The organism is Rhodobacter sp. Har01, assembly GCF_020564565.1.
In the GTDB taxonomy this organism is placed as follows: domain Bacteria; phylum Pseudomonadota; class Alphaproteobacteria; order Rhodobacterales; family Rhodobacteraceae; genus Pseudogemmobacter.
Genome location: NZ_JAJCTD010000001.1, coordinates 1,071,693 through 1,097,279 on the forward strand (window position 1 = coordinate 1,071,693; position 25,587 = coordinate 1,097,279).

The 25,587-nt window shown below is 66.0% G+C and carries 34 protein-coding genes and 1 tRNA gene; 13 read left to right on the top strand and 22 right to left on the bottom strand.

Features of this window, described 5'->3' with window-relative positions; genetic code table 11:
* Positions 1–84: 84 nt before the first annotated feature.
* The gene (locus tag LHP98_RS05160; protein WP_227251398.1) at positions 85–1,440 is read left to right on the top strand and encodes a tyrosine-type recombinase/integrase; all 1,356 of its coding nucleotides are present in this window, start codon (positions 85–87) and stop codon (positions 1,438–1,440) included.
* Here the strand turns inward: LHP98_RS05160 and LHP98_RS05165 are convergent.
* The 8 genes from LHP98_RS05165 to LHP98_RS05200 all read right to left on the bottom strand — a co-directional run bounded on the left by LHP98_RS05165 (position 1,424) and on the right by LHP98_RS05200 (position 5,109).
* Entirely contained in the window at positions 1,424–2,377 is a 954-nt protein-coding gene (locus tag LHP98_RS05165; protein WP_227251399.1) for a hypothetical protein, read from the bottom strand. The two genes, LHP98_RS05160 and LHP98_RS05165, sit on opposite strands and share 17 nt — an antisense overlap.
* A 1-nt stretch (position 2,378) precedes the next feature.
* Positions 2,379–2,816, bottom strand: a complete 438-nt coding sequence (locus LHP98_RS05170) for a hypothetical protein (protein ID WP_227251400.1) — start codon at positions 2,814–2,816, stop codon at positions 2,379–2,381.
* Between the two features lie 292 nt (positions 2,817–3,108).
* Positions 3,109–3,336: a hypothetical protein gene (locus LHP98_RS05175; RefSeq protein ID WP_227251401.1), complete on the bottom strand. Its 228-nt coding sequence runs from the start codon at positions 3,334–3,336 to the stop codon at positions 3,109–3,111.
* The gene (locus LHP98_RS05180) at positions 3,329–3,523 is read right to left on the bottom strand and encodes a hypothetical protein (protein ID WP_227251402.1); all 195 of its coding nucleotides are present in this window, start codon (positions 3,521–3,523) and stop codon (positions 3,329–3,331) included. The genes LHP98_RS05175 and LHP98_RS05180 overlap by 8 nt, the downstream gene beginning before the upstream one ends.
* Before the next feature lie 63 nt (positions 3,524–3,586).
* Positions 3,587–3,982 (bottom strand): hypothetical protein, encoded by a 396-nt coding sequence (locus LHP98_RS05185; RefSeq protein WP_227251403.1) that lies wholly within the window; start codon positions 3,980–3,982, stop codon positions 3,587–3,589.
* A 223-nt stretch (positions 3,983–4,205) separates the two neighbouring features.
* Positions 4,206–4,526, bottom strand: coding sequence for a hypothetical protein (locus LHP98_RS05190; RefSeq protein WP_227251404.1), 321 nt, complete (start codon positions 4,524–4,526; stop codon positions 4,206–4,208).
* Positions 4,526–4,768: a hypothetical protein gene (locus tag LHP98_RS05195; protein ID WP_227251405.1), complete on the bottom strand. Its 243-nt coding sequence runs from the start codon at positions 4,766–4,768 to the stop codon at positions 4,526–4,528. The genes LHP98_RS05190 and LHP98_RS05195 overlap by 1 nt, the downstream gene beginning before the upstream one ends.
* A gap of 116 nt (positions 4,769–4,884) precedes the next feature.
* Positions 4,885–5,109: a hypothetical protein gene (locus LHP98_RS05200; protein WP_227251406.1), complete on the bottom strand. Its 225-nt coding sequence runs from the start codon at positions 5,107–5,109 to the stop codon at positions 4,885–4,887.
* A gap of 862 nt (positions 5,110–5,971) precedes the next feature.
* On the opposite strand from LHP98_RS05200, the gene LHP98_RS05205 reads away from it, so the two are divergent.
* Genes LHP98_RS05205 through LHP98_RS05215 form a run of 3 tightly spaced genes read left to right on the top strand, consistent with a single transcriptional unit; the run spans position 5,972 to position 6,624 of the window.
* Positions 5,972–6,172, top strand: a complete 201-nt coding sequence (locus LHP98_RS05205; RefSeq protein WP_227251407.1) for a hypothetical protein — start codon at positions 5,972–5,974, stop codon at positions 6,170–6,172.
* Positions 6,165–6,365, top strand: coding sequence for a hypothetical protein (locus LHP98_RS05210; protein WP_227251408.1), 201 nt, complete (start codon positions 6,165–6,167; stop codon positions 6,363–6,365). The genes LHP98_RS05205 and LHP98_RS05210 overlap by 8 nt, the downstream gene beginning before the upstream one ends.
* Positions 6,358–6,624, top strand: a complete 267-nt coding sequence (locus LHP98_RS05215) for a hypothetical protein (protein ID WP_227251409.1) — start codon at positions 6,358–6,360, stop codon at positions 6,622–6,624. The genes LHP98_RS05210 and LHP98_RS05215 overlap by 8 nt, the downstream gene beginning before the upstream one ends.
* Here the strand turns inward: LHP98_RS05215 and LHP98_RS05220 are convergent.
* Complete coding sequence (locus LHP98_RS05220; RefSeq protein WP_227251410.1) at positions 6,602–7,963, bottom strand: hypothetical protein; 1,362 nt, start codon at positions 7,961–7,963, stop codon at positions 6,602–6,604. The two genes, LHP98_RS05215 and LHP98_RS05220, sit on opposite strands and share 23 nt — an antisense overlap.
* Before the next feature lie 44 nt (positions 7,964–8,007).
* Entirely contained in the window at positions 8,008–8,208 is a 201-nt protein-coding gene (locus tag LHP98_RS05225; RefSeq protein ID WP_227251411.1) for a helix-turn-helix domain-containing protein, read from the bottom strand.
* Positions 8,209–8,374: 166 nt separating this feature from the next.
* Between LHP98_RS05225 and LHP98_RS05230 the strand changes: the two genes are divergently transcribed.
* Positions 8,375–9,784, top strand: coding sequence for an Eco57I restriction-modification methylase domain-containing protein (locus tag LHP98_RS05230; protein ID WP_227251412.1), 1,410 nt, complete (start codon positions 8,375–8,377; stop codon positions 9,782–9,784).
* On the opposite strand, the gene LHP98_RS05235 is transcribed toward LHP98_RS05230, so the two are convergent.
* Positions 9,781–10,761, bottom strand: coding sequence for a BsuBI/PstI family type II restriction endonuclease (locus LHP98_RS05235; protein ID WP_227251413.1), 981 nt, complete (start codon positions 10,759–10,761; stop codon positions 9,781–9,783). The genes LHP98_RS05230 and LHP98_RS05235 overlap by 4 nt on opposite strands.
* A 153-nt stretch (positions 10,762–10,914) precedes the next feature.
* On the opposite strand from LHP98_RS05235, the gene LHP98_RS05240 reads away from it, so the two are divergent.
* The gene (locus LHP98_RS05240) at positions 10,915–11,799 is read left to right on the top strand and encodes a DUF3489 domain-containing protein (RefSeq protein WP_227251414.1); all 885 of its coding nucleotides are present in this window, start codon (positions 10,915–10,917) and stop codon (positions 11,797–11,799) included.
* Between the two features lie 14 nt (positions 11,800–11,813).
* Here the strand turns inward: LHP98_RS05240 and LHP98_RS19470 are convergent, their stop codons facing one another.
* Positions 11,814–11,948 (bottom strand): hypothetical protein, encoded by a 135-nt coding sequence (locus LHP98_RS19470; RefSeq protein WP_264473580.1) that lies wholly within the window; start codon positions 11,946–11,948, stop codon positions 11,814–11,816.
* Positions 11,949–12,238: 290 nt separating this feature from the next.
* On the opposite strand from LHP98_RS19470, the gene LHP98_RS05245 reads away from it, so the two are divergent.
* Together LHP98_RS05245 and LHP98_RS05250 are read left to right on the top strand one after the other, a co-directional pair.
* Entirely contained in the window at positions 12,239–12,667 is a 429-nt protein-coding gene (locus LHP98_RS05245) for a GIY-YIG nuclease family protein (protein ID WP_227251415.1), read from the top strand.
* On the top strand, positions 12,664–12,930 hold the full coding sequence (locus LHP98_RS05250; protein ID WP_227251416.1) for a hypothetical protein: 267 nt from the start codon (positions 12,664–12,666) through the stop codon (positions 12,928–12,930). The genes LHP98_RS05245 and LHP98_RS05250 overlap by 4 nt, the downstream gene beginning before the upstream one ends.
* Before the next feature lie 222 nt (positions 12,931–13,152).
* On the opposite strand, the gene LHP98_RS05255 is transcribed toward LHP98_RS05250, so the two are convergent.
* Positions 13,153–13,452, bottom strand: coding sequence for a hypothetical protein (locus LHP98_RS05255; protein WP_227251417.1), 300 nt, complete (start codon positions 13,450–13,452; stop codon positions 13,153–13,155).
* A gap of 103 nt (positions 13,453–13,555) precedes the next feature.
* Between LHP98_RS05255 and LHP98_RS05260 the strand changes: the two genes are divergently transcribed.
* Complete coding sequence (locus LHP98_RS05260; protein WP_227251418.1) at positions 13,556–14,239, top strand: hypothetical protein; 684 nt, start codon at positions 13,556–13,558, stop codon at positions 14,237–14,239.
* A gap of 175 nt (positions 14,240–14,414) precedes the next feature.
* Here LHP98_RS05260 and LHP98_RS05265 read toward each other — a convergent pair whose 3' ends face one another.
* From LHP98_RS05265 to LHP98_RS05280, 4 genes are all read right to left on the bottom strand, one after another.
* Entirely contained in the window at positions 14,415–15,581 is a 1,167-nt protein-coding gene (locus LHP98_RS05265) for a M20 aminoacylase family protein (RefSeq protein ID WP_227251419.1), read from the bottom strand.
* Positions 15,582–15,863: 282 nt separating this feature from the next.
* The gene (locus LHP98_RS05270; RefSeq protein WP_227251420.1) at positions 15,864–16,679 is read right to left on the bottom strand and encodes a cyclase family protein; all 816 of its coding nucleotides are present in this window, start codon (positions 16,677–16,679) and stop codon (positions 15,864–15,866) included.
* Between the two features lie 138 nt (positions 16,680–16,817).
* A tRNA-Thr gene (locus tag LHP98_RS05275) sits at positions 16,818–16,893 on the bottom strand.
* A 50-nt stretch (positions 16,894–16,943) separates the two neighbouring features.
* Entirely contained in the window at positions 16,944–18,599 is a 1,656-nt protein-coding gene (locus LHP98_RS05280; protein ID WP_227251421.1) for an ABC transporter permease, read from the bottom strand.
* A 103-nt stretch (positions 18,600–18,702) separates the two neighbouring features.
* Between LHP98_RS05280 and LHP98_RS05285 the strand changes: the two genes are divergently transcribed.
* Positions 18,703–19,575: a hypothetical protein gene (locus LHP98_RS05285; RefSeq protein WP_227251422.1), complete on the top strand. Its 873-nt coding sequence runs from the start codon at positions 18,703–18,705 to the stop codon at positions 19,573–19,575.
* A gap of 20 nt (positions 19,576–19,595) precedes the next feature.
* Here the strand turns inward: LHP98_RS05285 and LHP98_RS05290 are convergent, their stop codons facing one another.
* Positions 19,596–19,850 (bottom strand): DUF2312 domain-containing protein, encoded by a 255-nt coding sequence (locus LHP98_RS05290; RefSeq protein WP_227251423.1) that lies wholly within the window; start codon positions 19,848–19,850, stop codon positions 19,596–19,598.
* Between the two features lie 153 nt (positions 19,851–20,003).
* Here LHP98_RS05290 and LHP98_RS05295 point away from each other — a divergent pair, with 153 nt between their 5' ends.
* Positions 20,004–20,219 (top strand): hypothetical protein, encoded by a 216-nt coding sequence (locus tag LHP98_RS05295; protein ID WP_227251424.1) that lies wholly within the window; start codon positions 20,004–20,006, stop codon positions 20,217–20,219.
* Positions 20,220–20,267: 48 nt separating this feature from the next.
* Here the strand turns inward: LHP98_RS05295 and LHP98_RS05300 are convergent, their stop codons facing one another.
* The 3 genes from LHP98_RS05300 to LHP98_RS05310 form a co-directional block, all read right to left on the bottom strand.
* Positions 20,268–22,091: an enoyl-CoA hydratase-related protein gene (locus LHP98_RS05300; protein WP_227251425.1), complete on the bottom strand. Its 1,824-nt coding sequence runs from the start codon at positions 22,089–22,091 to the stop codon at positions 20,268–20,270.
* Positions 22,092–22,216: 125 nt separating this feature from the next.
* Positions 22,217–22,447 carry a hypothetical protein gene (locus LHP98_RS05305; protein ID WP_227251426.1) on the bottom strand — a complete coding sequence of 77 codons (231 nt, stop codon included), beginning with the start codon at positions 22,445–22,447 and terminating at the stop codon, positions 22,217–22,219.
* Positions 22,448–22,496: 49 nt separating this feature from the next.
* Complete coding sequence (locus LHP98_RS05310; RefSeq protein ID WP_227251427.1) at positions 22,497–22,829, bottom strand: TraR/DksA family transcriptional regulator; 333 nt, start codon at positions 22,827–22,829, stop codon at positions 22,497–22,499.
* A 185-nt stretch (positions 22,830–23,014) separates the two neighbouring features.
* Here LHP98_RS05310 and LHP98_RS05315 point away from each other — a divergent pair, with 185 nt between their 5' ends.
* Positions 23,015–23,878: an MBL fold metallo-hydrolase gene (locus LHP98_RS05315; protein WP_227251428.1), complete on the top strand. Its 864-nt coding sequence runs from the start codon at positions 23,015–23,017 to the stop codon at positions 23,876–23,878.
* A 69-nt stretch (positions 23,879–23,947) separates the two neighbouring features.
* Complete coding sequence (locus LHP98_RS05320) at positions 23,948–24,388, top strand: TIGR01244 family sulfur transferase (protein WP_227251429.1); 441 nt, start codon at positions 23,948–23,950, stop codon at positions 24,386–24,388.
* Positions 24,389–24,465: 77 nt separating this feature from the next.
* On the opposite strand, the gene LHP98_RS05325 is transcribed toward LHP98_RS05320, so the two are convergent.
* The gene (locus tag LHP98_RS05325; RefSeq protein WP_227251430.1) at positions 24,466–25,563 is read right to left on the bottom strand and encodes a FliM/FliN family flagellar motor C-terminal domain-containing protein; all 1,098 of its coding nucleotides are present in this window, start codon (positions 25,561–25,563) and stop codon (positions 24,466–24,468) included.
* Positions 25,564–25,587 lie beyond the last annotated feature (24 nt).

Here is a 25,587-nt window from a genome sequence, read left to right on the forward strand (position 1 = left end):
CTGCCGGTTGCGTCATCTACCGACAAGGCCCGACAACATCGCTGACCATGCGGTCAAAACTCGGTCAAAGCGATGGAGCCGGAGATGCCACATTTGAAGATCACGCAGGCGCTTGTTGACCGCCTGCCCTACCAAGACGAAGGGACCATGTGGGTCCACGATCTCGACCTTCCAGGGTTCAACCTGGCCGTGGGCAAGGCGAGCAAGACCCTCTACGCCTGCGGCGAGCACAAGCGGAAGTTCGTTCGCGTGAAGATCGGCCGGTGCGACGTCACCAAGGTCAACGAGGCGCGGGCTGTCGCGCAGAACGTCCTGCTGCCGGAGTTGCGGCGCGGCGTCGATCCGCGCGCAAGGCCCCTGTCCGACGAGGACCGCGCGTCCGACCATGCGAACATCCTGGCCGGTATCCGCGAGGCACGTCCCGAGGACCTGACCGACGGGATGGCGAACCGCATCCTGCGCGGCAAGGCAAAGAGCCGTGCCGACGAACTGACGGTCGGCCAGGTGTGGGAGAAATACGAGGAATTCCACCGCGCCTCGATCCTTGAGGAACATGGGCCTGAGAAGGCACGTCGGGCAGAAACCCACATCATGCAGCAGCGGCAGTATCTCGGCGGCGGGGAGAAATACGGTAAGGACGGCCCCTACGCGTCAACGCTCGACTGGCCGAAAGGCTGGTGGGATCGCCCCATCACAAGCATCACCCCGGAGCTATGCTCGACGACGTGGCGGAACATGTCTCGGACGCGCGGGCGTCGGTCAGCCCAGATGTTCTTCCTTAGCGTCCACGTCCTGTTCAAGTATGCGGTCGCCAAGAAGGAGGTGCCGGTCACAGCAAGCCCGGTTGTGATCGACGTTGCAGGCGACGGCATCGGGTTGCCCAAGGGCTGGCAGACGCTCAAGGCACAGAACGCGGTCGAGCGTATCTCGGACCTTCGCGCTTGGTGGCAGCAGGTGGATCAGATGACGGTCATCCCGAAGTCGGCGCTGAAGGTCGCGCTGCTCACAGGGATGCGCCCGTCCGAAGTGATCGGGCTGAAGTGGGACCAGGTCGATCTCGACGCAGGCAAGGTGTCCTTCGGGATGACCAAGACGACCGACTACCGCGAGGTCGCCCTGTCCTCCTGGACGGTCGCGCAGCTCGAGCGGCTGGCACGATACGCGGGCAAGCGGGAGTATGTCTTCACCGGGCCTACGGGCGGTCGTCTGCTGTCGCTGCCGAACGTCACGCGCGGCAAGGACCGCTGGACGCCGAAGCAGCCTCGCAAGGAGTGGGCTGCGACGGCGGCTGAGATCAACGTCAACGGCGACCTGGCCGAGTTGCAGATGGGTCACGCCCTGTCCGGTGTGAAAAGCCACTACATCGTCAACGCGGACCTGCGCGCGACGGTGCAGGCTGTCGCCGATGCCATCATGGAGAAGGTCAAGGGCGCAGTCTGAGGCGCATCGTGCGGCCTTTGAACGCCTTCAGCTCCGGCCCACCGTCCTTGTCGAAATAGAGCGGGGTCAGGCCGGTGATTGCCTCGATCTTCCGCAGGCTCTCCCACCGCGTCGATTGATCGGCGTAGTGGTCGCAGAGGACGGCCTCGGGCTGCGTCACCTCGCGCAACATGCGGCCTGCGGCGGCGTTCGGGTTCGGCAGGTAGGCGTCGAGCACCGTGCAGAAGTCCCCGAAGGCCCAAGGTCGTTTAAACGTTGCGACCCGACCGAAGTTCAGGCCACCGATTTCCAGGGGCTCGAGCGCGAAGAACTCCTTGCCCTGCGCACGACCGACGGCGAGTTTCTCCTGCTTGACCTGTGCCGCCTGGGTTGCGGCGAGGCGGTCCTGGTGCTCCTGCCTTCGAGCGATGGCCGCCGCGTGCTCGTTCCCGAAGGCTGCGTCCCGTTCTGCCCGCACTCGTTCGGCCTCGCGTTCTTTCGCACGACGTTCCGAGGCCTCAGCGGCGAAGGCGCGCGACCGGTCGAGGGTCTCCTGGTCCTTCGCGAGCCGTTGCGCCCACTGACGACGCGCCTCGACGACGCCCGAGACGAAGTTCGCAGGCTTCCGCCCACGGTCGCCCGACAACATGCCGTCTGGGGGTTCTGCGCCTTCCAGGATCGAGACGACGTGCTCCCGCAAGTGCTCGTGGTCGATGCCCGCAGCTGTCGCGACGTCGCGACGTGACGCAGCCCACGCCCCGACCTTGTCGGTCAGGAAGTGCAGGGCGTCTGACTGGTCCTGGGCTGTCGCAGCGGAGCTGGGCGAGAATAAGTCCTCGACCGCCGACATGATCACGGTCAGCCAGAGGGACTCGAAGTCGTCGCGACGTCGGGACGCGACGACCTCAGGCCTGTGTGGGACGACCTCGCGGGTCGGGACGATTGCGAGGGCTCTCATGTCAGGCCTCCGAGACGAGAGCCTCGAGTTCCTTGCGCTCGGCATCCGGGAGGGCGTCCCAGGACTTGATCGGGCGCAGCTGCTGGTGGTTGCGCTTGGCCTCGGCCTCGAGACGCAGGAAGTCCGCGCGGCTCCGCATCAGCTCCGACGTGACGTAGATGGTCGACTCCGTCTTGAGGAAGGTCTTGCTCGCCAGGGGTCCGGTCAGCGGCTCGGGCGCGTTGTCCGGGACGATGATCACCTGGCGGCCGATGCCTTCGGCAGCTTCCTGCGCCTTCTGGTAGGCGGCACGATTGCGCGCCTGGGTGCGGGTCAAGGTGATCATGTCGGGGGTGACGTGGACGACGTTGACGCCTCGGGCGTCGGCCTGCTTCACAGCGCTCTTGAACTCGAGGCTGTTCCGGTCGGCTTCTTCTTTCGCGATATAGATCGGTTTCACGGTGGGTCTCCTGGTTGGCGTTGGTGTCGGGCCAGGTGAACATAGCGAGAACAACAAGCGAGTTGTTCCGCAGATTGAGGTCTTTTGCGGGAGATTTGGGTGCAGCTCGGTCAAGTGTCGGTCAGCGCCGCACGGTGCGCGATGCAACCGCCTGAAGTCGTGGGCGTTCGCAGGTGATTGTTGATCACTTCGACCGTTCAGCAGCGCGGGCGCTAGGCGGTTCGACGTCGCGCGGTGACGTGGGTGGGGGCTTGGGTCGGTGTGCCGCAGCGCTGACGAGCTGTCGCAGCCTCTAGCCCAAGCGCGACCGTTGGTAGCCGTGTTGGCACGGATCGACGCCCATCCGGGCTTTCTTCTTGGGCATGTCCCACTCGTGCCATTTCTGGACGAACCGGAGCCCGCGTTCCTTCTTGAACGTCTCCAAGGCCCAGGTCTTGTCCGCGTCCGTCGGGCGGCTGTCCCACGCGAACGTCACGCGGTTGCCGAGGCTGTCGTAGCTGGTGCGCAGGAGGTCAGCCACGGAAAGTCAGGTGGGTGAACGAAGGCCCGCGTCGGATGCTGACCTTGATGGTCACGCCTTGGTTGGCGCGTGAGGCAGGCGGGGTGAACGTCGCCTCCGCACGGGCGCGCTCCAAGGCTGTCGGTGCGGCGTCCCAGTGAAAGGTCACGCGGTTGCCATCGGTCGTGGTCCGCAGGACCTTAGCCATCTCGTTCCTCCCAAGCCTTCTTCAGCTCGCGCCATGCACGGATGAGGCGAACGAGGGCGCACATCAGACGGGGTGCTTTTCCAGGACAGCCGGGATGGCGACCTCGTCGCCGTCGTCCAGGATCTCTGTGACCAGATGCGGGTTCGCGTGGGCAAGGGCCAGGAAGCGATCCTTCGCGCCGGTGACGTCGAGGTCCACATGGACGTCTGCCTGCACGGCGACCGATTGCAGCTTCGGGCGGACGTAGGCCGCGACCTCACGAGCTGCTGTGAGCGCCATGGCTGTGTCCCCGGCATCATAGGACTCCGCTGCGATAACGGCCATCAAAAGGACCGGGTCGAATTCTTCGGGGCCGGAATGCAGCTTGAGTTGGCGGAGCTTCGCGTCGATCCGTTGGGCCAGCTCGTCCTTGGATTTGACGGGCTTCCCTGTCCGGGTGCTGATGTTCGTGTAGCCCATGACCAATCACCTGAGGTTGACGGGCGCAGGGAGGAGCACCCGCGCCCGCCGTTGACACCATGACCAGGAGCGACACCGGTCGTCGCGATCATGTCACCTGACCAGGCTGCTATCGACCGGGAACGCGGGTGCAAATTGACGTGCCATCACCAGCAGCGGCGAGCGGTATCACTCGGTTATACATGCGGGGGCGTCCGCTTGACCGATGCTTGACCGCAACCGGTCATGGCGCAGCGTCGAACGTGTAGGGGTATCGCAGGTATCCCGTGGGCATCGGCAGCTCTTCGAGGCAGCAGGTCCAGGGCCATTCGAGCAGCGTGTGGTACTGGTTCCACTGGGCGACGGCTTTGTCCTTCGTCGCGTTGTGCAGGACCCGTGTCTCGTTCAGGGTCGAGGTCTTCACGGCCAGGGGTCGGCCCGTTGCCGTGCGGTAGGGCAGGATCGCCTCCTCGCCGGTGCAGTACCATTCCAGGGTGTCACCGGGCTGCATGACGTCGGCGCGGGTGCCAGCCAGCCCGAAGGTGGTGAAGGGTTCGGGGTTCATCAGGTGGAGCCTTTCGGTTGGGCGGGCACCGTCTTGATCACTTCGAGCAGGCGCTCGAAGCCTTCGACGTGAGCCGCGCGGGACAGTGTGCGGACGTAGCCGTCGAGCTTGACCGTGACGATGTTCGGGTCCTCCTCGCCAAAGACGATGAAGGACAGGTTGCGGTTGTCGTAGTCGACCACCTCGACCTCGACGACGTGGTCAATCGGGCTGTGCTGGAAGGTCTTGATCGCTCGGGGCATAGGGGATTCCGAGTAGGCCGAGGACGATGGGCAAGATGGGCGTGTCGTCGTCTTCGGGCAGCGAAGGGATATCCGGGTGCTTGTCCAGGATGGCGAGTGCGCGGGAGATCGCGTCGTCAGGCATGTTGGACAGGCTGGCCGATCAGCTCTTGGGCGAAGGCCTGCTCTGCCTCGGTCGGCGGCTTGCGCCAGTGCACGACGATGCCACCTGCGGGATTGGTCGTCACGCGCTTGACGTTCAAGCCGTTGCCAGACAGGCGGGCGGTCATGTCGTCGTCGGTCACGGTGACCTCGGGCAAGGCTGCAACGTCGGTGGGCAGCAGTTTGGTCGATTTCTTCATGGTGTGGGCTCCAGGGTTGGTGTCCCGTCGAATGATACGACCCGCGCCGATGCCGACCCAACCAAGATCGCAGGACCCGATCCACACGAAGTGATGAACAATCACCGCAAGAGCCGTGCGGTATCAAGAAGTTAACCGTGCGGTAGGTTCAATCTGATGGACGCTTGACCGCAGATCGACGGCGCAGACGACGGCGCGACGTGGGCTGTCGGGCGAGAATGCGCCAGAGACTGCGAGAGCTCGTCAGCGCTTGGGGGTTAGGCGGTTTTGGGCGTCATGGTAGGGGCGCGCCGGAGACCGCCTTCGCTGGGCGTTTTTCGCGGGGGTTCGATCCAAGATGTGATAAGATAACATTCACCGCCGATAATCCTCTGAGCCGGGCGTGTGGGCAGGCTGTCGCGCGGTTTGACTAGGATCGAGGCTGCACCACGCCAAAGCACAGCCCAGCGCGCGATCATGCGCGTTGCAACAACAACGACGACGACACGCTGGGGGTGGCACCAACGGGAGTTAATCGTGCGCGCGATCATGCGCGTTGCAACAACAACGACGACGACAAAGCGCGGCATGGGGTCTTGTCGTCGTCGTTGTTGTTGACGCCACAGCCCAGTAACTTGCGTTGGTGTTGTTGGTGTCGTTGGTGCCAGTCAGCAACCCCTTAGCAGATCACGACATTCTCAGCGATTTAGCACCAACACGGGGCCAGAAAGCACCAACAACTTAGATCATCGTTTCCCTTTTTCCTTCCTGCCCATACGCGCGCGCCTAGTTTTCGTGGGTCTAGACCTCGATCCTTGGTCGATCCCCTGTGCCCAACTGACTTATAACCAAAGCCTGCCCACCCCGATCAACAGAGGCCCCTATGAACGCTCTCGCCTTCGCGCACCCCGTCGCAGCCCGCCCGACCTTGCAGCCTCACCGGTTCGCCCAGTTCCTGCATGACGGTCTGGTCAAGTCGGGCTGCATCCGTGACCGTCGGTCGGCAGAACGCTGGCTGATCCTGCGCACCCGTGACACCGCCCAGTTGAACTGCTTCCTTGACGCGCTGTTTCCCAATGGATGACCTCACCGCGATCAAAAACGCTGTCTCAAAGCGCGTCCTTGCGCAGTCAGATGACCTGGTCGAAAGGTTGTCCGGCCTCGACCTCGAACGGTCGGAGCTCGTCATTCGGATCAAGCAGGAGCTTGCGGAGGTCGGCATGGCCGCGACTGACCAGGAGCTTGCGCTTCTCGTCCAGGACGTCGAGCGTGGATAGGATCACCCCTGACCTGATCGGCCTTGCCATCGCGCGCAGCGCCAAGCCCGACCTGCCCGCCGTGAAGTCGCGCGCCCTCGCCCGCATCGTCGAGTCGACCGACCTGGCGGACATCTACAAGATCATCTTGGACGAGCTGGCCCGTGCAGGCATCATCCTGGCACACCAGCCCCTGGCCGACTTCTGCGCCGACGTGTTCCAAGACAGACAGCGCGCCTATCCTGGAACACCGATCATCAACCGGGCTGGCCTGTATTGAGCGCCGCGAGCGCGTCCGCGATCACCTGATCCTGCGCTGCCACCGCAGCTTCCTGTTCGGCAACCATCCTGTCACGATGCGCGACCCACTTCGCTTCCCACTCGTCATCTGTGGGCTGGTAGTCGCGCGCAGTCAGCAGTTTTTTCCTGTTCGCGAGCCATGTCTCCCGATCCGGCAGCTCGAACGTCAACCGACGCAGACCCGTCAAGTGGAAGACCTTCTCGTCTTCCGTCGCATCGCGCCAGTAGCCTTCGGTCACCTCACCCGGCACCCAGCGCCTAGGAACGACCTTCACGCGGTCGCCGCCCGGATAGGCCCAGTGAGCCTCGACTTTCTGGGATACCCAGCGCCCGTCTACCCTCACGCGCTCGACATCCTCGTCCACCCAGACCCTGACGTCCTCGGGCGGCTCGACCAGTTGGTCAGGCACATGGTAGCCTGTATCTCGACGCGGTTCCCAGACCTTGTGCAGCCCAACAACTTCTTCCCGGTAGTCCCAGGCTGCGTCGTCCCAGACGTAGCGCCAGAGCTCCTGCTTTTCGCCTCGGGTGACGACATACTCCCAGGACTCGCCATTCCAGGCGCGCGGGGTGTAGTCGGCGAACTTCGACTTGAGCATCTGGTCGACCATCGTCGCAGCCCAGTCATAGTCATCCTGGGTCAGTGCGACGGCATATCCAAGTGAGGGCTCGCGGTCGATATCTGGCAGCAGCAGGTCGATGCCAAAGAGCGCTTTCGCTCGTGCGGCACGTTCGACAAAGTCCTCCGTGGTGCGGCATGGCTTAAGGAAGAACAAGTGGTGCAGCCCATAGGGCGCGCGACGTGTGAACCGGACATGATCACCACGGACCCCGCGCCTGATCCCCTCAGGCGTCGAGACCCATTCGTCCATCTGCGGGTCGAGGTCGGCTGTGTAGGCACGGACAAGTTCCCCATCTGCCTTCTGCTGCTCGCAGACGTCCCGCAGCTTGGCTGACCAGGAGTCGAGGCGTTCCTGGACCGCTGCCCGCACGTCAGGCTTGAGCGGCCTTTTGCGCAGTTTGTCGAAGGCTGTCTCGGTCAGCACGTCGTCAAGCCGCAGGATGCGATACCACCACGCGAACCCGTGGAAGTCGGCCAGCTCCTCGAGTGTGTCAGGCGGGCGACACCACGCCCAAGGGTCCGAGTATATCTCGCGATACAGGTCTTGGAATGCTCGCACGACGATGGGCGGCACGGGCTTCTCGTTCAGTGCAAGGCTGATCGTGCTTTTGTCCAGGGGATGATCCAGCCCGAGGCGCTCGAAGTTGACCTCAACCCACGCCTGCGCCCGCTTGTTGTGCCCGAGCAGGAACCGCATGAGGTCATGCCCGTGCTCGAACTTCGCTTTCGGCCCTGCTGGCATCACCCCCGCTCCATCATGTAGGCGTCGAGGTCCTCCTTGCGATACCGGACCATGCGCTGGCCGATCTTCTTGAACGCAGGCCCCACGCCTTTGCAGCGCCAGTCGGCCAGGGTCTGCTCCGCCGTGTCCAGGTACTTCGCCGCCGTTTCCGGCGACTGCCACTCGGGCCACTCCGGGATCACTCTTGACTGCACGGTCATGTCTCGCTCCTTCGTCATATCCTTACTTGGGACGATATACGGAGACCTAGTCGAGTTCATCGCCGGAATAAGGTGGAATGGGGGCAGATTGAGGTGGCGCGTTTAAACGGGCAGTTGGCATGACGGCAGCACAATGCAATGATGCGCGAAAACAAAGGAAGAACACTTGCTGATAGAATCCGTTGACCGCGCCCGCCTTGAAGTCTCGCCAACCTTGGACCCGAAGCGCCGATCCAAGCTCGGTCAGTTCATGACGCCGGGGCGGATCGCGGCCTTCATGGCAGGCATGTTCGAGAACATGCCGACCGACGTGCGCCTTCTGGACGCTGGTGCAGGAATGGGCGCGCTGACCGCAGCCTTTGTCACCGAAGCCTGCCGACGTGCCGACCGTCCGGCATCCATCACCGTGACAGCCTACGAGGTTGATCCGCAGATGGCAGACATCCTGGACGGCACAATGCAGGCTTGCGAGGACAGGTGCGCAGAATCCGGCATCACATTCTCCTGCCAGGTGATCCGCGATGACTACATCCTGCGGTCAGCGGAACCGCTGCTTGCTCACAGTCCTGCCTTCAACTGCGCCATCCTCAACCCGCCCTATGGCAAGATCAACGTGTCGTCCGAATGGCGTCACGCCCTGCGCTCACTCGGGATCGAGACGGTCAACCTCTACACGGCCTTCGTTGCCGTCGCGCTGAACCAGTTGGAGCACGGTGGGGAACTCGTTGCCATCACGCCGCGCTCTTTCTGCAACGGCTCCTATTACGAGTCTTTCCGACGTCAGATGCTCGACACGTCAGCGCTGCTTGCCCTGCATGTTTTCGAGTCTCGCAAAACCGCCTTCAAAGACGACGACGTGTTGCAGGAGAACATGATCTTCCACGTCAGGAAAGGCACCCCGCAGGCCGAGGTGGCCTTGTCTACCGACGCCGCCCCAGCCCGCGCTGTGCCCTTCGCAGAAATCGTGCGCCCGAATGATCGTCACGCCTTCATCCGCCTACCCGTTGACGGTGACGGCCTTGCAGCCCGCGTCCAGGCATTGCCCTGCACCCTAGTGGACCTTGGGATCAAGGTTTCGACCGGGCGTGTCGTCGATTTTCGCGCGACGGAACACCTGCGGAAGATGCCGGGTGACGATACCGTGCCACTGATCTATCCGACCCACTTTGACAACGGCGCTATCCGCTGGCCGGTGCCAGAGTCGAAGAAGCACAACGCGATTGCGGACAATCCCGAAACGGCCAGCCTGATGGTGCCGGGCGGCGTCTATGTCCTGACCAAGCGATTTTCGGCCAAGGAGGAAAAGCGTCGCCTCGTTGCCGCGATCTATGACGGCGGGCGCGTGGGTTTCGAGAACCACCTGAACTATTTCCACGAGAACGGCAAAGGCCTGCCGATGGACCTTGCGCGCGGCTTGTCAGCCTTCCTGAACTCGGAAGCTGTCGATCAGTATTTCCGCATCTTCTCTGGGCACACCCAAGTGAACGCGACGGACTTGCGCAGCCTGCACTTCCCAACCCGTGCCCAACTCATTGCGTTGGGCACAGGCGAGACGACGATGGCCGACCTCGTTTAGCCTTCGACCTTGAACTGCTTCGCCGGGTCGCCTTGAATCCAGATGTAGGTGTCGATGGCGATATTCTGGTGCGGGCCTTGGCGGGATGCAGCCTCCTTCCAAGTGCGGTATGTGGTCGTGAAACCAACCCCGGCCTTGCCGCAACGTGCGGCCATGCGCTTGACCGCTTGGACCTTGTGCATGTCCACCTCGCCGTCGCTCGTCACCGCCTCAATGACCCAGAGGTGATCAGTCGCGCGGTTCCACAGCAGCGCGTCGGGCATGGCATCCTCAAGGGCAAGGTTGACACCTGCGGCGGCCATGCGCGCCCGTTCTACATCACTGATCCGGTCGCCGTCCGCGTCGTCGATGTAAAGAACCTCAAACCCGGGTAAAAAGCGCGGCGCATACTGTTCAACGCTGGCTCGGATCAGGTCTTTGTGGCCGGTATCGACGTTCGCGCGGGCGAGCTCCGCCATGTCAGCCTGGAACGCTCGACGACCTCGCGCAGCATCAGCCTGCGCCCAGGCTGCAAGCAGGCCGCGCCATTGATCATCGGGTGCGCCCAAGATTGCGCGAACGCCCGGCTCCAAGCGGTAAGCAGAGTTTGGGGACTTCGCGACCGGATGCCCCGCGATGAACTCGCCATCCTGCAACGTGATAGCCTCGAAACCACCGATCTCCCGCAGGGGTTTGATCCAGTAGTCCCGACCTTCCCGGTCAAGTTTGCCGCCCCCGCGTTGCAGGATGCCAATGTGGCAGGCGAGGTGCCCTGTCGATGCACCGTCAGCGATTTTCGATCCAGCCGGTGCTTTCGAGAACCAGCTATCGGTCTGGTCATCCAGCAGCGCAAAGACGCAATCGACTAGGTCGGCGTTAGCCCCAAGGTCGAGCGCGCGCAGCACGGCCCTGATCCGGTCTTTGGTCACGCCCTGCAACGCATCCGGCATCGGCCCGCGCTGCTGTCTCAACCGTGCAACATCATCATGCAGCGCCATACGCCTGTATCTCCTCAGAAAATCACCTGAGGCACCCTACTGCGCATTCTTCTGGGAGTCGATTGAGATACCCGGTTTACACGCGCCGGGGTGAGGACCGATAACTTGGTTATAGGTCAACTGTGCTGACCTACTAGCAACGGAGTGAAAGACATGACCGACCTGATCAATATGACCAAAGCCCAAGTCAACGCCCTCCTGGCCTCGCCCCTGACAGCCTCGCAACTCAAAAAGACGTCCCACGCTGACCTCGTCGCCATGTTCGACGCGATGCCTGCGACCGACGCCCTAGACGCTGACCTGCGCGATGCCCATGCCGACGACACGCCCCCGACCGACGATAAGACATTGCTCAAAACCCTGCGTGATCTGACTATCCCAGAGGGGCACTTGCTCTCGGCCTTTGCGCATTGCGAGAACAACGTGACCAACGGTGCGCCGAAAAGCGCGAAGGTGGCCGCCGACCTCGCGACCTGGGTTTGGCTCGATGCGCGCAAGGTTGGCGACATGACAACGGCTCAGAAAAAGGGCGTGCTGTCGTCGCTGGTCAAGAAGGGCCTGCTCGTGATCACGCCCGACGCGGAGGGCGATTTACTCGGCTGGACCCTGCTCGGCTTCGACGTGGTGCAAGCCCTCCTTGAAGAACCTTTGCCCGCAATGCCGACGGCGAAAAAGCAGAAAGCCGCGCCCGCACCGTCACCAGCCCCAAAGAAAGCCCGCGTCCTGGACGACCGGATCATCACGCAGCCCGCGCAGGACCAGAAGCATATCAAGGCCGTGACGCAAGGCAGCAAGCGGCATCTGCTGATCGAAGCCCTCGCCAAAGGCGCGACGATTGACGACCTGATGACCGCGACCGGCTGGAACAAAGACACCGTGACGTCGGCACTGCGTTGGGACCTGTCACAGGCTGGCCTCGGCTGCGAACGCAAGGGAGGCAAATACTTCCTACTCCTGCCGAAAGGCTTCACCCGCCCGGCCATCGTGGAAAAGGGTCAAGCCAAAGGCGCGGTTCTGCTCGCCGCCTGCAAGGGGTGATCATCATGAAGTGGTCAGAAGCCCTCCCCCTGCTTCTTGTCGTCCACGAGAACGGATCGCCGAAAGGTCGGCGGTTCGCGCGTGACGAGTTGCAGCGCATGGCAATCCTGCTTGATCGGCTTCTCCCGGATACGGGTGGCCTCGACCAACCCGATCCGCCCAGGGTTCCCGAGGAAAGTTGAGACGGTATCTCGACTTACCGGTCGCACACACTTTCGACACAATTCACGATTGAACGGGCCGACGGCATTTCGCGTCGGCCATTTTCTTTGGAGGTATTTCCCATGTCGGGACCCATTTCGCAGGCGAGTTGGCTCGTCACCTACTACTTCAACGGCCTTTATGGCTACGTCGCAATTCAGCAACCCCTATCCCAGCTATCCCATTCACTTGACGCAATGGGACTCGGGGAAGCCCACTTAGTGCGGGTGGACGCGATATGACCGGGCAAATCGTTCCCTTTGATCGGCCAGAACAAGGCTGGCTCTATGTCCTTACAAATCCGGCCATGCCTAAGCTTTGCAAAGTCGGTTACACCACGCGCTCACCTGAGGAGCGCGCGGTTGAATTGCACACTACGGGCGTCCCGATGCCGTTCCGAATTGTCGCGTCTTGGCCGACGTCTGACGCGCGCGAGGCCGAACGCGTAGCCCACAAGGCCCTTGCGCACTATCGGACGTCAGAGGCGCGTGAGTGGTTCTCGGTGGATGTGCCAACGGCCATAGAACGGATCGAAAAGGCCTTGAACGTGACGACGCAAGCACCTGCCAAAGGCCCTTGGCGGTTCGTTCGCGGCATCGTCGAGGCATTTGGCTGGCTCTCGCTTGCATTGCTTGCCGCCGGGTTGATGATCGGTGGTGCGCCGTGATTGAAGTTAACCTCTTTGAACGGCTGGACGCAGAAGCTGCCCGCCGCATGACCGAAAAGGCAAGAGAGGGGCGCAAGCGCGCGCTGGCTGCCCTCCACCGGCACTACGTCATCGTCACCGACGACGGGCGAAACATGCAGGAGGTGTGGTTCGAGCAGCCGCCGACGATCCAAGAGCTTTTGGCGCGCATTGGGCCTGACCGTTGGGTCGTGTCCGTCGGGATGCGACGGCGCAGCCTGCGAAACCTGCTGGCGGCTGAGTGACCTCACTGACGTTTAAACGACCTCCGACGGGCGCGGCGTTTGCTGCGCCCGTTGCCATGACCTGCGCAGAGCGCCCGCGCTACCGTGCGGTTCGACACCGTGCGGTGTCACCGTAGGGGCTGACCAGGAGAACCGCCTTCGCTGACGCGCTGCTGCGATCTGCTGGGCGCTTCGTCGTGCAACGGCCCATGAGATTCCAGCGAACCGAACGAGCGCGCGGGTTCAGAACGCCACGTCGTCGTCATCCGGCTTGCGATTGAGCGAAGCAATGCCAGCCTCAAAGTCTGGCACCCTCGGGTTAGGCTCGACCGGCATGGCCTCCCGTTGCAGCCTGAGGGCTTTCGCGCGTTCGGACTCCCTCGGGATGTCTCGGTTGCGCTTGACGGAATCCAGCTCGGCTTGGGCGCACATGTCCTTGCCGCTGGCCGTGCGATCCGGCTTCTTGATCAGTGGTCCCGTGCTCGAGAACAATCCCAGTGTGCCGGGTCCCGTTGGAGCGGGGACGTGCTTCTTGCTTGCCATAATGCCTCCTGTTTCCAGGCTGCATCGCACGGCATTCTGGCGCGAGTGTGGCGGCACCTTGGATAGCGGTTAGGTAGCGCTCGGGCATGTGCGAAAATCGCGTATGGACAGAGCATTTTACACTTACACCATCTTCATCGACGGCGTTCCCGTATATGTCGGCAAAGGCAAGGACATCCGGTGCTTCGACCACCTGTATGAAAAGCCCGAACTGATGGAGCAACCACTCCAGATCAAGGTCGAGTGGGCTGCAAGTGCGGCGGAGGCGCTCGACCGTGAGAAGGAGCTGATCGCAGCCTACGCACCGCACGGAACGCTTCTCAATGAAAAGATGAACCCGTTTAAACGAGGCACGAGGCGACCGTTCAGAAGGCCCGTTGAACCTGAGATCAAGGTCAAACGTCCGACCGAGGCGCGGCCTCATGTCCGTTGGGGACCCAAGGGACGCCGCAAGTTTATCCGGTCGTTGGTTCCAGTGGAGAGCGCCGCGCAAGACCTGTCTACTGAGGCTGCGGCGTTGCTCGTGCATTGCGGCTCGCCGTACTGGTTCAAGGAAACAGACCGCTGGCTCGCCGACCATGCGCACTACGAGGATCAGTTCACGGGCTGGCCTGACGGTCCGTCGACCGGCTTTGCTCAGGTCATGGCTGCACGTCGGCGGTGTGAGCGCGTCCTCGATCATGCGCGGGCGTGGTGCAAGGATGTGCCGGATGAGGAATTCTCGTTCAGATTCGGTATGTTGGTCGAAGAGCACCCCTGGCTCGACTCGTGGCTGGGGTGGTTTTGACGCTCGGTCGCAATTCACTCAAAACGCAAAGCAGGTGGAGCCTAACCGCTTGATTGCTCAGTCATCTGGCGGTGCCTGTTAATCAATTGGTCGTAGGTTCGATCCCTACCGCCGGAGCCAGAGTTTCGAAAGCGCCCGCCGTTCAGGCGGGCGTTTCGCGTTTCCGGGTGCCTTGTCAGGCTGCGGGCATGCGGGCCTCGGCCATGCCGGCGTACCAGCTGGCGCCGAAGGGGATGACGTTGTCGTCGAAGTTGTAGGCCGGGTGATGGACCATTGCCGTGTTGCCGTTGCCGATGAAGATATAGGCGCCGGGGCGGGCGTTCAGCATGAAGCTGAAGTCTTCGGCCCCCATCAAGGGCGGGGTGTCGGCGTCGACCTGGCCCGAGACAGCGTGGGCGACCTCGACCGCGTGGGCGGTGTTCTCGGGGGCATTGACGGTGACCGGATAGCCACGCTGGTAGGCGACCTCGGCCCGCGCGCCCAGGGCCAGCGCGGTGCCCTCGACGATCTGGGACAGCCGGGTTTCCACGAAGTCCTGCACCTTGGCGTCCAGCGTGCGGACCGTGCCGCGCATCTTCACCACCTGGGGAATGACGTTGTGGGCGGGGCTGTCGGTTTCGACCGTGCAGATCGAGACCACGACCTGCTTCATCGGATCGACGCTGCGCGAGGCGATGGTCTGCGCCGCGACGATGATATGGGCGGCAACGACGGTGCTGTCGATGCAGTCGTGCGGCTTGGCGGCGTGGCCACCCTTGCCGGTAACGGTGATCTCGAACTGGTCGGCGGCGGCCATCAGCGCGCCGGGGCGGATGGCGAAATGGCCGACCGGGATGCCGGGCATGTTGTGCATGCCATAGACCTCTTGCACGTTCCAGCGGTCCATCAGGCCGTCGGCGACCATCTCGCGACCGCCGCCGCCGCCTTCTTCGGCGGGCTGGAAGATGCAGACCACCGTGCCGTCGAAGTTGCGGGTCTCGGCCAGGTATTTCGCAGCACCCAGCAGCATGGCGGTGTGGCCGTCATGGCCGCAGGCGTGCATCGTGCCCGGGGTCTTCGAGGCATAGGGCACGCCGGTCTGCTCGATGATCGGCAGGGCGTCCATGTCGGCGCGCAGGCCCACGACGCGGCCGCGGGTGTCGGTCTTGCCGCGGATCACGGCCACCACGCCGGTGCGTCCGATGCCCTCGACCACCTCGTCGCAGCCGAAATCCCGGCACAGCCCGGCCACGCGGGCGGCGGTGCGGTGGACGTCGAACAGAAGCTCGGGGTGTTCGTGGAAGTCGCGGCGCCAGGCGGTGATCTCGGGCAGCAGCTCGGCGAAACGGTTCTTGACGGGCATGGGTCGGGACTCCTTTTGCCCCGAAAAGGTGGACCGGCTTGCGGCCCGCGGCAAGGGGGATCGCGGTGTCCCATGATGGGACACAGAGCCGAGGCAAGGATTTCAATGCCTTGCGATTTGATTTTTACACTTTCTTAACGATTGCCACCGCCAGGGGCCGGCAAGGCCACGGCCCGCCCGCGCCGCCGCACCGGCCCGAGCGCCGCTTGCACAAGCCCGCCGGCCGCCCGGGCGCAACTGCCACGGCTTGCAGCTTTTCGCGCGGCATCCGCCGCCGGCCCGTCAGGCCACCGCCAGCACGCGGGCCGGACCGCCGGTGCCGGTCTTGTGCTTGGGTGCGCCGATGAACACCGTGGCCCCGGTCGCCGGCAACTGGTCGAGGTTGGCCAGGTTCTCGATGCCGAAGCGACCGCCCGGCAGCCAGCTGAAATGCACCGCGAAATCGGCCGAATTGCCGGGGTCCAGCGACAGCGTGTCCACCCCGATGCAGGCCACATCAAGGCCCGCCAGCATGTCGGTCGCGGCCTTGGAGAAGCCGGGGAAGGCGAACTTGCCGTCGGGCGTGTTGCGGAATTCCGGCGTGGCCACCTTGGCGGCCCAGCCCGAGTGCATGGCCACGCAGGCCCCGGCGGGGATGGCCCCGTTGGCGCTGACCCAGGCCTCGATATCGGCCGGTTCCACCATGGCATTGGCGTCCTGCGCGGCCTTGGCGGTGATGTCCAGCACGCAAAGCGGGCAGATCAGCCGCTCGGGCGGCAGGTCGGCGACCGAGGTGCCGTCGGCGGTGAAATGCAAGGGCGCGTCGATGTGGGTGCCGGTGTGTTCGTAGATCGTCAGCTTCCACAGCTGGTAGCCGCTGTCGGCGAACTTGACCGACGGCTCATACAGGATGCCCGGATTGCCGTCGAAGGTGGGGAAGCTGCCATCATAGGCATGGGTCAGGTCCACGACCTTGCCGGAGGCCTGCGCCAGCGCGGGCCGCGCGGTGGTCAGCCCGGAGGCGACGACAGCGGCGGTGGTGGCCGCGGCGCCCGCGAACAGCGCGCGGCGCGACAGCATGGAGGCTTTGACGGAATCGATCAGGCAGGCATCACACATCGCGGAAACTCCCTGGTCCGGGGCGCCGGGATGCGAAGGTCCGGCGCCGGCTGTCTGGCTTGTTTGGCGCAGGATCCTGCGCCGGCGCAGGGTTCCATCCCGGCGGGCGTCGGTCAAGCAGAGCTTTGAGCTGATTTCTGGTGCCCCCAGAGGGATTTGAACCCCCGACCCCCTGATTACAAATCAGATGCTCTACCAGCTGAGCTATAGGGGCACGGGTTTCCTTTACCGCGGGCCGGGGGTTCGGTGCAAGGGTGCGGGGCGTCAGGTCCGGCCGCTGCGGGCGATCGGGATCACCGCCGTCAGGCCCACCGCCATAACCAGAAGTGCGGCCGGGGCGGCCTCGGACAGGCGTTCCAGCGAGGCGAGTTCGAAGACGCGCGTCGCAAGGGTGTTGTAGTTGAACGGGCGCAGCAGCAGCGTCGCGGGCAGTTCCTTGACGCAATCGACGAACACCACCAGCAGCGCCGTCAGCACCGAGCCGCGCATCAAGGGCAGATAGACGGCGGTCAGCGTGCCGCCCGGACCGCGGCCCAGCGACCGCGCCGCCAGCGGCAGCGACGGCGAGATACGGCCGAAGGCCGCCTCGACCGCGCCCTGCGCCACGCCGAAGAAGCGCACCACATAGGCCAGCCCCAGCGCAAAGGCGGTGCCGGTGATCAGCAGGCCCGGATCGGTGCCGGTCAGCGCCTGCAGCGCGTCGGCCAGCCGGTGGTCCAGCGCGGCCAGCGGAAACAGCAGGCCGACCGCCAGCACCGCGCCGGGCGTGGCATAGCCGAGCGTGGTCAGCGGCAGCACGGCGCGGCCAACCGGATGGGCCGAAAGCCGCAGGCCATAGACCAGCACCAGCGCCAGGGCGACCGTGGTCAGCGCAGCGCCACCGCCGGCGATCAGGGTATTGGCCAGCGCCGCCAGGAGGCCGGGCGCCAGCCATTCGCCGGGCGCCTGCACCGCATGCACCAGCATCACCGAGACCGGAAGGACGAAGCCCAGACCGAAGGGCACCAGGCAGGCCGCCAGCGCCAGCAGGCCGCGGGCGCCGGTCAGCGGCTGGCGCTCGATCGGGCGTTGGGCGCGCGACAGGCGGTGAAAGCGGGCGTTGCGGCGCGACAGCCGTTCCAGCGTCACCAAGAGCAGGATCAGCGTCAGCACGACGCCGGCGATCTGCGCCGCGCCGCCGGCGTTGCCGCCATCAAGCCAGGTCGAGAAGATGCCGGTGGTCAGCGTCTGCACGCCGAAGTGGTGCACGGTGCCGTAATCCGCCACCGTTTCCATCAGCGCCAGCGCCACGCCGGCGGCGATGGCGGGCCGCGCCATCGGCAGGCCGACGCGGTAGAACAGGCCCCAGGGCCCCTGCCCCAGCGCGCGGGCCACCTCATAGGTGCAGCCCGACTGTTCGCGGAAGGCGGCGCGGGCCAGCAGGTAGACATAGGGATAAAGCGCCGCCGCCAGCACCACCGCGGCCCCCCACAGGCTGCGGGTGTCGGGGAACCAGTAGTCGCGCGCGCTGGTCCAGCCCATCGTCGCGCGCAGGGTGGTCTGCACCGGGCCGGCATAGTCCATCAGGTCGACGATGGCATAGGCGCCGACATAGGCCGGGATCGCCAGCGGGAAGAACAGCGCGACATCCAGCCAGTGCCGGCCGGGGAACCGATACATCGACACCAGCCAGGCCGCGCCGGTGCCCATTGCCGCCGCCAGCGTCGCCACCGACAGCATCAGCGCCAGCGTGGTGCCCAGATAGCGCGGCAGCACGGTGGCCGTCAGGTGCGGCCAGATGTTCTCGGTCGGGTGGAAGGCGATCCAGACCACCGAGGCCACCGGCGCCAGCACCAGCGCCGCGATCAGCACCGCGCCGAGCGTCCAGGGATCGGGGCGCCAGAGCGGGGCCCGGCCAAGTTGAGTATTTTGCTCAGTCATCCCTTGGCGGGTTACAGGAAAGCGGTTTATCTGTAAAGAAAACACCGTATAGTGCCGGCGGCGGCGGTTCCCCGGCGTCCAACAAACGAGCAGCTTCAAGCCGATGCGCATCGTCTATCACCTGGGCGCCCATTGCACCGACGAAGAGCGGCTGATCCGCTGCCTGCTGAAGAACCGGGCGGTGCTGGCCGAAGAGGGCATCGTGGTGCCCTCGCCCACGCGCTATCGCCGGTTGCTGCGGGATACGGCGGTGCAACTGAAGGGCGCGCCGGCCAGCCGCGAGACCACGGCGATGGTGCTGGAACAGATCATGGACGAAGCCGAGGCGCGGCGGATGGTGCTGAGCTGGGACAGCTTCCTGAGCTTTCCGCAATGGGTGCTGCGCGGCACGATGTATGCCTTCGCCGGCGAGCGCATCCGCGCCTTCACCCGGATCTTCCCGGAAATCGAGGCCGAGTTCCACCTGGCGATCCGCAACCCGGCCAGTTTCGTCCCGGCCCTGTTCGACAAGCAGAAGGGCCGCAGCTACGAGGATTTCATCGACGGCACCCGGCCCGAGACGCTGCGCTGGTCCGAGGTCGTGCGCCAGATTGTGGCGCATAATCCGGGGGTGCCGCTGGTGGTCTGGTGCGACGAGGACACGCCGCTGATCTGGCCGGAAATCCTGCAGACGGTTTCGGGCCATGCCGATGGCACCGTGCTGGACGACACCGACGAGCTCTTGTCGGGCCTGATGGCCCCGGAGGGCTTTGCCCGCCTGCACGCCTATCTGGCCAGCCACCCGCCGGCCTCGATCCTGCAGCGGCGGCGCATCGTCTCGGCCTTCCTGGACAAGTTCGCCCTGCCCGACCGGGTGGAGATGCGGTTTGACCTGCCCGGCTGGACCGAGGCGATGGTCGAGGACATGACCGCGGCCTATCAGGCCGACATCGAGACCATCCGGCAGATGCCCGGCGTCAGCTTCGTCGCCGCCTGACGGCAAGCGGCGCGGCGGCCTCAGGACATGCCGAGGGCAGCCTTGTACATGTCCAGCACCGCCTCTTCCTCGGCGATGTCGTCGGGCTTGCGGCGGCGCAGGGCAATGACCTTGCGCATCACCCTTGTGTCATAGCCGCGCCCCTTCGCCTCGGCCATCAGCTCTTTCTGCTGCTCGGCCACGTCCTTCTTTTCGGCGTCCAGTTGTTCGAACCGCTCGATGAACTGGCGCAGCTCGTCAGCGGCAATGCCGTAGGTGTCGGTCGTGTCGGCCATCGGAAACGTCCTGCCTGTCAGGGGATCATCGGCCCGCCGAATAGCCCGGCGCGGCGGCCGGTTTCAACCCCTGTCTTTCCGCCACGGAGGACTTGCACCGAGCGCGCGCTCGGGCTAGCCAAGACGCTGGGGAGATCGAGGGAAGGAGCGAACATGCAGGCCATGGTCTGGGCTGGCACCCTTGTGTCCCTGTTTGGCATGGCAGGCCTTGTCTATTGCGTGCTGCGCGCCCTGCGCGCCCGCCGGGCGGGCCTTCCGGACGAAGCGATGCGGGCCGAGTTGCAGCAGGTGGTCGTGATCAACTTCGGCGCCCTGGCCCTGTCGGCGGCCGGGCTGATGCTGGTGGTGCTGGGCATCTTTCTGGGCTAGCAGCGCAGCCGCGCCCGCCCCCGTCCCCGCCCCCGTCCCCGCCGGGGGTCACGGCCGGTCGTCAAGGTCGCGCAGGTGCTGGCCCTGCGAGATCAGCCGGTCGATCACCGGAGCCGGCGCCCACAGCGGGTCATCGCCCTGCCAGTCATGCATTTCGGCCCGCACCACCATCAGGCCGCGCTGGTCGGCCAGGTGCATCGGGCCGCCCCGCCAGGCGGGAAAACCGTAACCGGCGACCAGCAGGAAATCGACGTCCGAGGGCCGCCGGGCAATGCCCGCATCGACCAGCCGCAAGCCTTCGTTCAGCATGGCGGCCAGCCAGCGGCGGATCACCTCGGTCTCGGTCATCGGGCGCAGCGCCGCCGGCGGCGGATCGGGGTCCGGCAGCGCCGGCAGCACGTGGCCGAACCCGTCCAGCGCCGAGGCCAGCACCCGCCGCGACACCCCCAGCGCCAGCAGCCGCACCAGGGCTGCCCGACCGGCCCCCCAGACCCGACGCCCGACAATCGGCGAGCGGTTGACCAGCAGCGGCGCCAGCGCCATCCGGCGCAGGACCTGCACGGCGGCGGCAACGCTGTCGGGCCGGGCCCGGTCTGGCAGGGCCAGTTCGCAGGCCAGCCCCGAGGGCGTCAGCGCCAGGCCCATCAGCCCCTCGGCCGCCCCCAGCACCAGTTGCGGCACTGACGCGAGGCGCTGCGCCACCTCGGACCGGGCCGATCCCGGCCCGCCATGCACGATCACCTCTGCCGCGGCCAGCGCGTCGGGTCCGGCGGCGGCCAGCAGCCGCGCCCGGTCGGCATCGCGCTGCACCGGCGTCAGGCGGCGGGCGCGCACCTCTTCCTCTTGCCGGGCGGCCAGCGCTTCGACGGCTGCGGCCAGGCGGTCCCGGTCTTCGTCGAACCAGGTCACCCGCAGCCCGTGGCCCAGGGCCGACAGTGCCAGCGCAACCAGCGCCGGGCCGCCGCCGCACAGGCCCAGATGGCTGAGCGGCGCCAGCTTTGCCTGCGTCACCTCGAGCGGCAACAGCAAGGCCCGCCCTTCGGCCCGGGCCGAGGCCATCAGGCCCTGGCTTTCCGGCGTTTCCGACAGATCGGCGCGGGCCACGGCTTCCATCGCCAGGCCATTTTCGAACGGCAGGTAAAGGGCGGCCTCGATGCAGTCGATGATGCGCGGCGGCGCCGGCAGGATGCCGCGCCGCGCCGCAGCCCGCGCCGCGGCGATGGCGGCGGCATGGGCCTCGGCGGTGGAAAATCCGTCGGTCCGCGCCGCGGTCGGGCGCGGACCCGGCATCGCGGCGGCATGGGCTTCGGCCGCGGCCCCGAGGTCGGCCTCGGCCAGCACATCGACCAGGCCGATCGCCAGCGCCTCGATCGCCGAGGTCGGACGCGCGCCGACCAGGATTTCCAGCGCCTCGGCCGTGCCGACGAGGCGCGGCAACCGCTGCGTCGCCCCGGCCGACGACACCAACCCCGACCGCACATCCGGGAACACCAGACGCGCGCCGGAATGGGCCACCCGCGCATGCGCCGCCAGCGCCAGTTCGGCGCCCGGCCCCACCACGGCGCCCTGCAAGGCCACCACGACCGAGCGCGCAAAGCCTTCGACCGCGCGGCAGAGGTCGGCCAGCGACGGCGTGGCCGTATCGGTCGCGTCGGGTGCGGGCGGTGCGGGCGGTGCTGCGGTCGAGAAGTTGCGGCCTTCGGCCCGGATCACCACGGCCCGCGCCGAACCGGCATCGGCCAGCGCCGCCAGCAGCGCCTTGCGGACCGCCGGGGTCAGGGCATTGGCCGGCGGGTTGTCGATGGTCAGGACGACAATGTCATTCCCGGCGCCCGACCGAGCAACCCTGACTTCGCTAGCGGCATCATCCATCCTGTCCCCGCGGCCCGCACCCCGGCCCTTCGGGAGGATTTAACCTGCAAATCACGCAGCTTGGCAAGCCGCGCCGCGCATTGCGCGGGTCTGATCGGCAATCAGGCCGGCAGTCAGACTGGCAGTCAGACCGGCATGTTGTCGAAGCCGGCCTCGACCTCGGCCTCATCGGCGACATGGCGGGCCTGCGCCGCGGTGGCTTCTTCGGCCGTCAGCGGCATCGCCGGCACCATGGCCGCGAACACCTGCATCTCGGCGGCGAAGACATCCAGCATCGCCTTCTGGCCCGCGGCCGCCAGTTCGATAGCATCCTCGGCCAGACGGGCCATCGGGTTCGCTTCCTTGTCGTCGGTCATTGCAAGTCCTCCGTTCTGGGCAGCCTCCGTCCTTGGACGGCCTCTGTCGTCACGTCGCGCAGGTCCGGCAGAACGGCGTGTAGGGCACGGCGTCCAACCGCTCGGGGGCGATCTCGGCACCGCATTTCCCGCAAAACCCATACTCGCCCTCATCGACGCGCCTCAGCGCGGCCTCGATCATGCGAATCTCGTTCTGGCTGGACACGCCGGTCGCTTCCAGCACCTCGTCGCCTTCCCGCTCGACCGCCGCTTCTTCCCAATCGCGCTCGACATGAGAGTCGAGTTCTTCTTCGATCGCACTGAGCCGGGCCTTCAGATCGGCCAGCCGCGCCTCCATGGTCGCCTTGCGGGCGGCAACGGACGGGTCCAGGTGTGCAGTCATCGCGGTCTCCTACCTTGCGCCGGAAATCCTGCAACAGGCGTGGGCCTTTCACATTGACGCATGTCAACCCCAGGGGCGAGGAAGCAAAGCGGGGGTGCCGACACATTCACGTCTGGAAATCTGTCGCGCCGGACCTAGATTGAAGCAGTCCGCGCCAAAAGGATAGCCCCCGGAAGGAAAGCCAGATGACCCCCGCCGTCCACGCCTTCTTCGACGAGGCCACCAGCACCGTCACCTATCTGGTGCGCGATCCCGAAGGCAGCGCCTGCGCGGTGTTCGATTCCGTGCTGGATTTTGATCCCGCCTCGGGCCGCACCGACACCCGATCCGCCGATGCGGTGATCGACTTCATCCGCGACGCCGGGCTGACGCTGGACTGGGTGCTGGAAACCCATGTCCATGCCGACCACCTGTCCGCCGCGCCCTACATCCAGGCCGCTCTGGGCGGCCGGATCGGCATCGGCGCGCGGATCACCGAGGTGCAGCGGACCTTCGGAAAGATCTTCAACGAGGGCACAGGGTTCCAGCGCGACGGCAGCCAGTTCGACCGGCTGTTCGCCGATGGCGACAGCCTGATGATCGGGCAGATGCGGGCCGAGGTGCTGCACACGCCGGGCCACACGCCGGCCTGCCTGACCTATGTCATCGGCGACGCGGCCTTTGTCGGCGACACCCTGTTCATGCCCGACTTCGGCACCGCGCGGTGCGATTTTCCCGGCGGCAGCGCCGAGGCGATGTGGGACTCGATCCAGAGGATCCTGTCCCTGCCCGACGCCACCCGCATCTTCGTCGGCCACGACTACAAGGCCGAGGGCCGCGACGCCCATGCCTGGGAAACCACCGTCGGGGCGCAGAAGGCGCAGAACCGGCACATCGGCGCGGGCCGGTCGCGCGAGGCCTTCGTCGCCCTGCGCCAGGCCCGCGACGCGACGCTTGCCATGCCGCGGCTGATCCTGCCGTCGCTGCAGGTGAACATGCGCGCGGGCCGGATGCCCGAGCCGGAAGACAACGGCGTCAGCTACCTGAAGCTGCCGCTGAACAGCCTGTAGTCCCCGCTTTCGTCCGTGGCCCGGCGCGGCTAAGGTCGCAAAAGCCGAACTTGTGACAGGACGAAAGCCATGGACATCCGCCCGCTGACCCCGACCTATGCCGTCTCGCCGCAGATCGAGCCTTCGGACCTGCCGGCGATCAAGGCGGCGGGCTATGTCATGGTGATCGACAACCGCCCGGACGGGGAAATCCCGCCGCACCTGCACACCGCCGAGATGCGGCGGGAAGCCGAGGCGCTGGGGCTGGTGTTCGTGGCCAATCCGGTGATCGGCGGGGCGCTCACGATGGACAATGTCGCCGCGCAGGCGCAGGCCCTGGACCGGGCGACCGGCCCGGTCTTCGCCTATTGCGCCAGCGGCAACCGCTGCGCGGTGGTCTGGGCGCTGACCCAGGCCGGCACGTGGCCCGCCGATGAGCTGATCGGCCTTTCGGCAAGGTTCGGCTACAATCTGGAGCCGCTGCGCGGCCAGATCGACGCCTTGGCAGCGGCGCGGCCGGCGCGGGCCTGACGGGCCGGAAGACGGCGATTTCCGTGCGGAAATCGTGGCCGGACTTCGCGCGAAGTCCGGTGCCCGGCGGGCGGGGGTCAACCCGCGGCCAGGAAGCCCGGGCCGGGGTCGAAGCCCAGCGCCGGAAACTCCGAAACCCCCGGATCGGGGGCGGGAAAGCCGGGCGGCCCTCCGAGCATCCCACCGAGCGGCCCACCAAGCGTGCCACCGGAAGACCCACCGAGCGCGCCGCCGGGCGGCGCGGCGGCAAAGGCGCCGGCGGCCGGCGCATCCGCGGACTGGCCGGAACCTTCGGGCTCGGCCAGGCGCACCGCGCGCATGCCGCGGTGCTGGCCCAGATTTGCCCGCGCCATCGCGCGGCCGTCGATGCCTTCCAGGGTGATCCGGTCCAGCGCGGCATCGGGCAACGGGATCACCAGGTCGGCCGCCAGCCCCATCACCGCGCCCAGCGGCAGCGACAGCCGGGCGATCACCGCGTCCAGCGTCACCCCGGCGGCCAGCACGACATCGCTGAGCGCCTGGGCAAAGACCGGCATCCCGTCCGGGGGCTTGCCGGAATCTGCCAGATCGGCGCGCAGGCCGGTGGGCATCTGGCCGCGGCCTTCGGCCGGCAGCGCCAGCAGAACCTGGCCCTGGCGGGCGCCATCGGCCATGGTCACCTGCATGGTCAGCACGCGATAGGCGATGTCGTCCAGAAGCAGGCCCAGGGGACGGACGTCTTCCAGGAACGAGGCGTAGCGAAAGCCGCCGGCCCAGACCAGATCGGCCTCTTCGGCCAGCAGCGCCTCAAGCTCGACCAGGGCGCGGTCGATGATCGGCGTGACCATGGCGGCATCGGTGCGCGTCGGCCGGCGCGGCGCCGGCACCGCCGGCGAGACCCGGCCGATCGTCTGCATCTCGACCAGCGCGGCGGTCAGTTCCGGCGACAGCGCGATCATCCCCAGCCCGCCGGCCGGCCCGTCCAGGAGCACGATCAGCGCCCGCTCGGGCGGCAGTTCCAGCAGATCGGCCAGGCCACGCCGGGCCAGCCGCAGGCTGGTGACGGTGACCAGCAGCCCGACCGCATCGCGGGCGGCGCGGGCAAACCCCAGCCGCCAGCCGTGATCGGCGCCGGGGCAGCCCTCGGCCCCGGCGGCAGTGCCGCTGATGACCTTGCGACGCAGGATGTCATTCATGCCGCAAATCCGACCGAGGAGCCA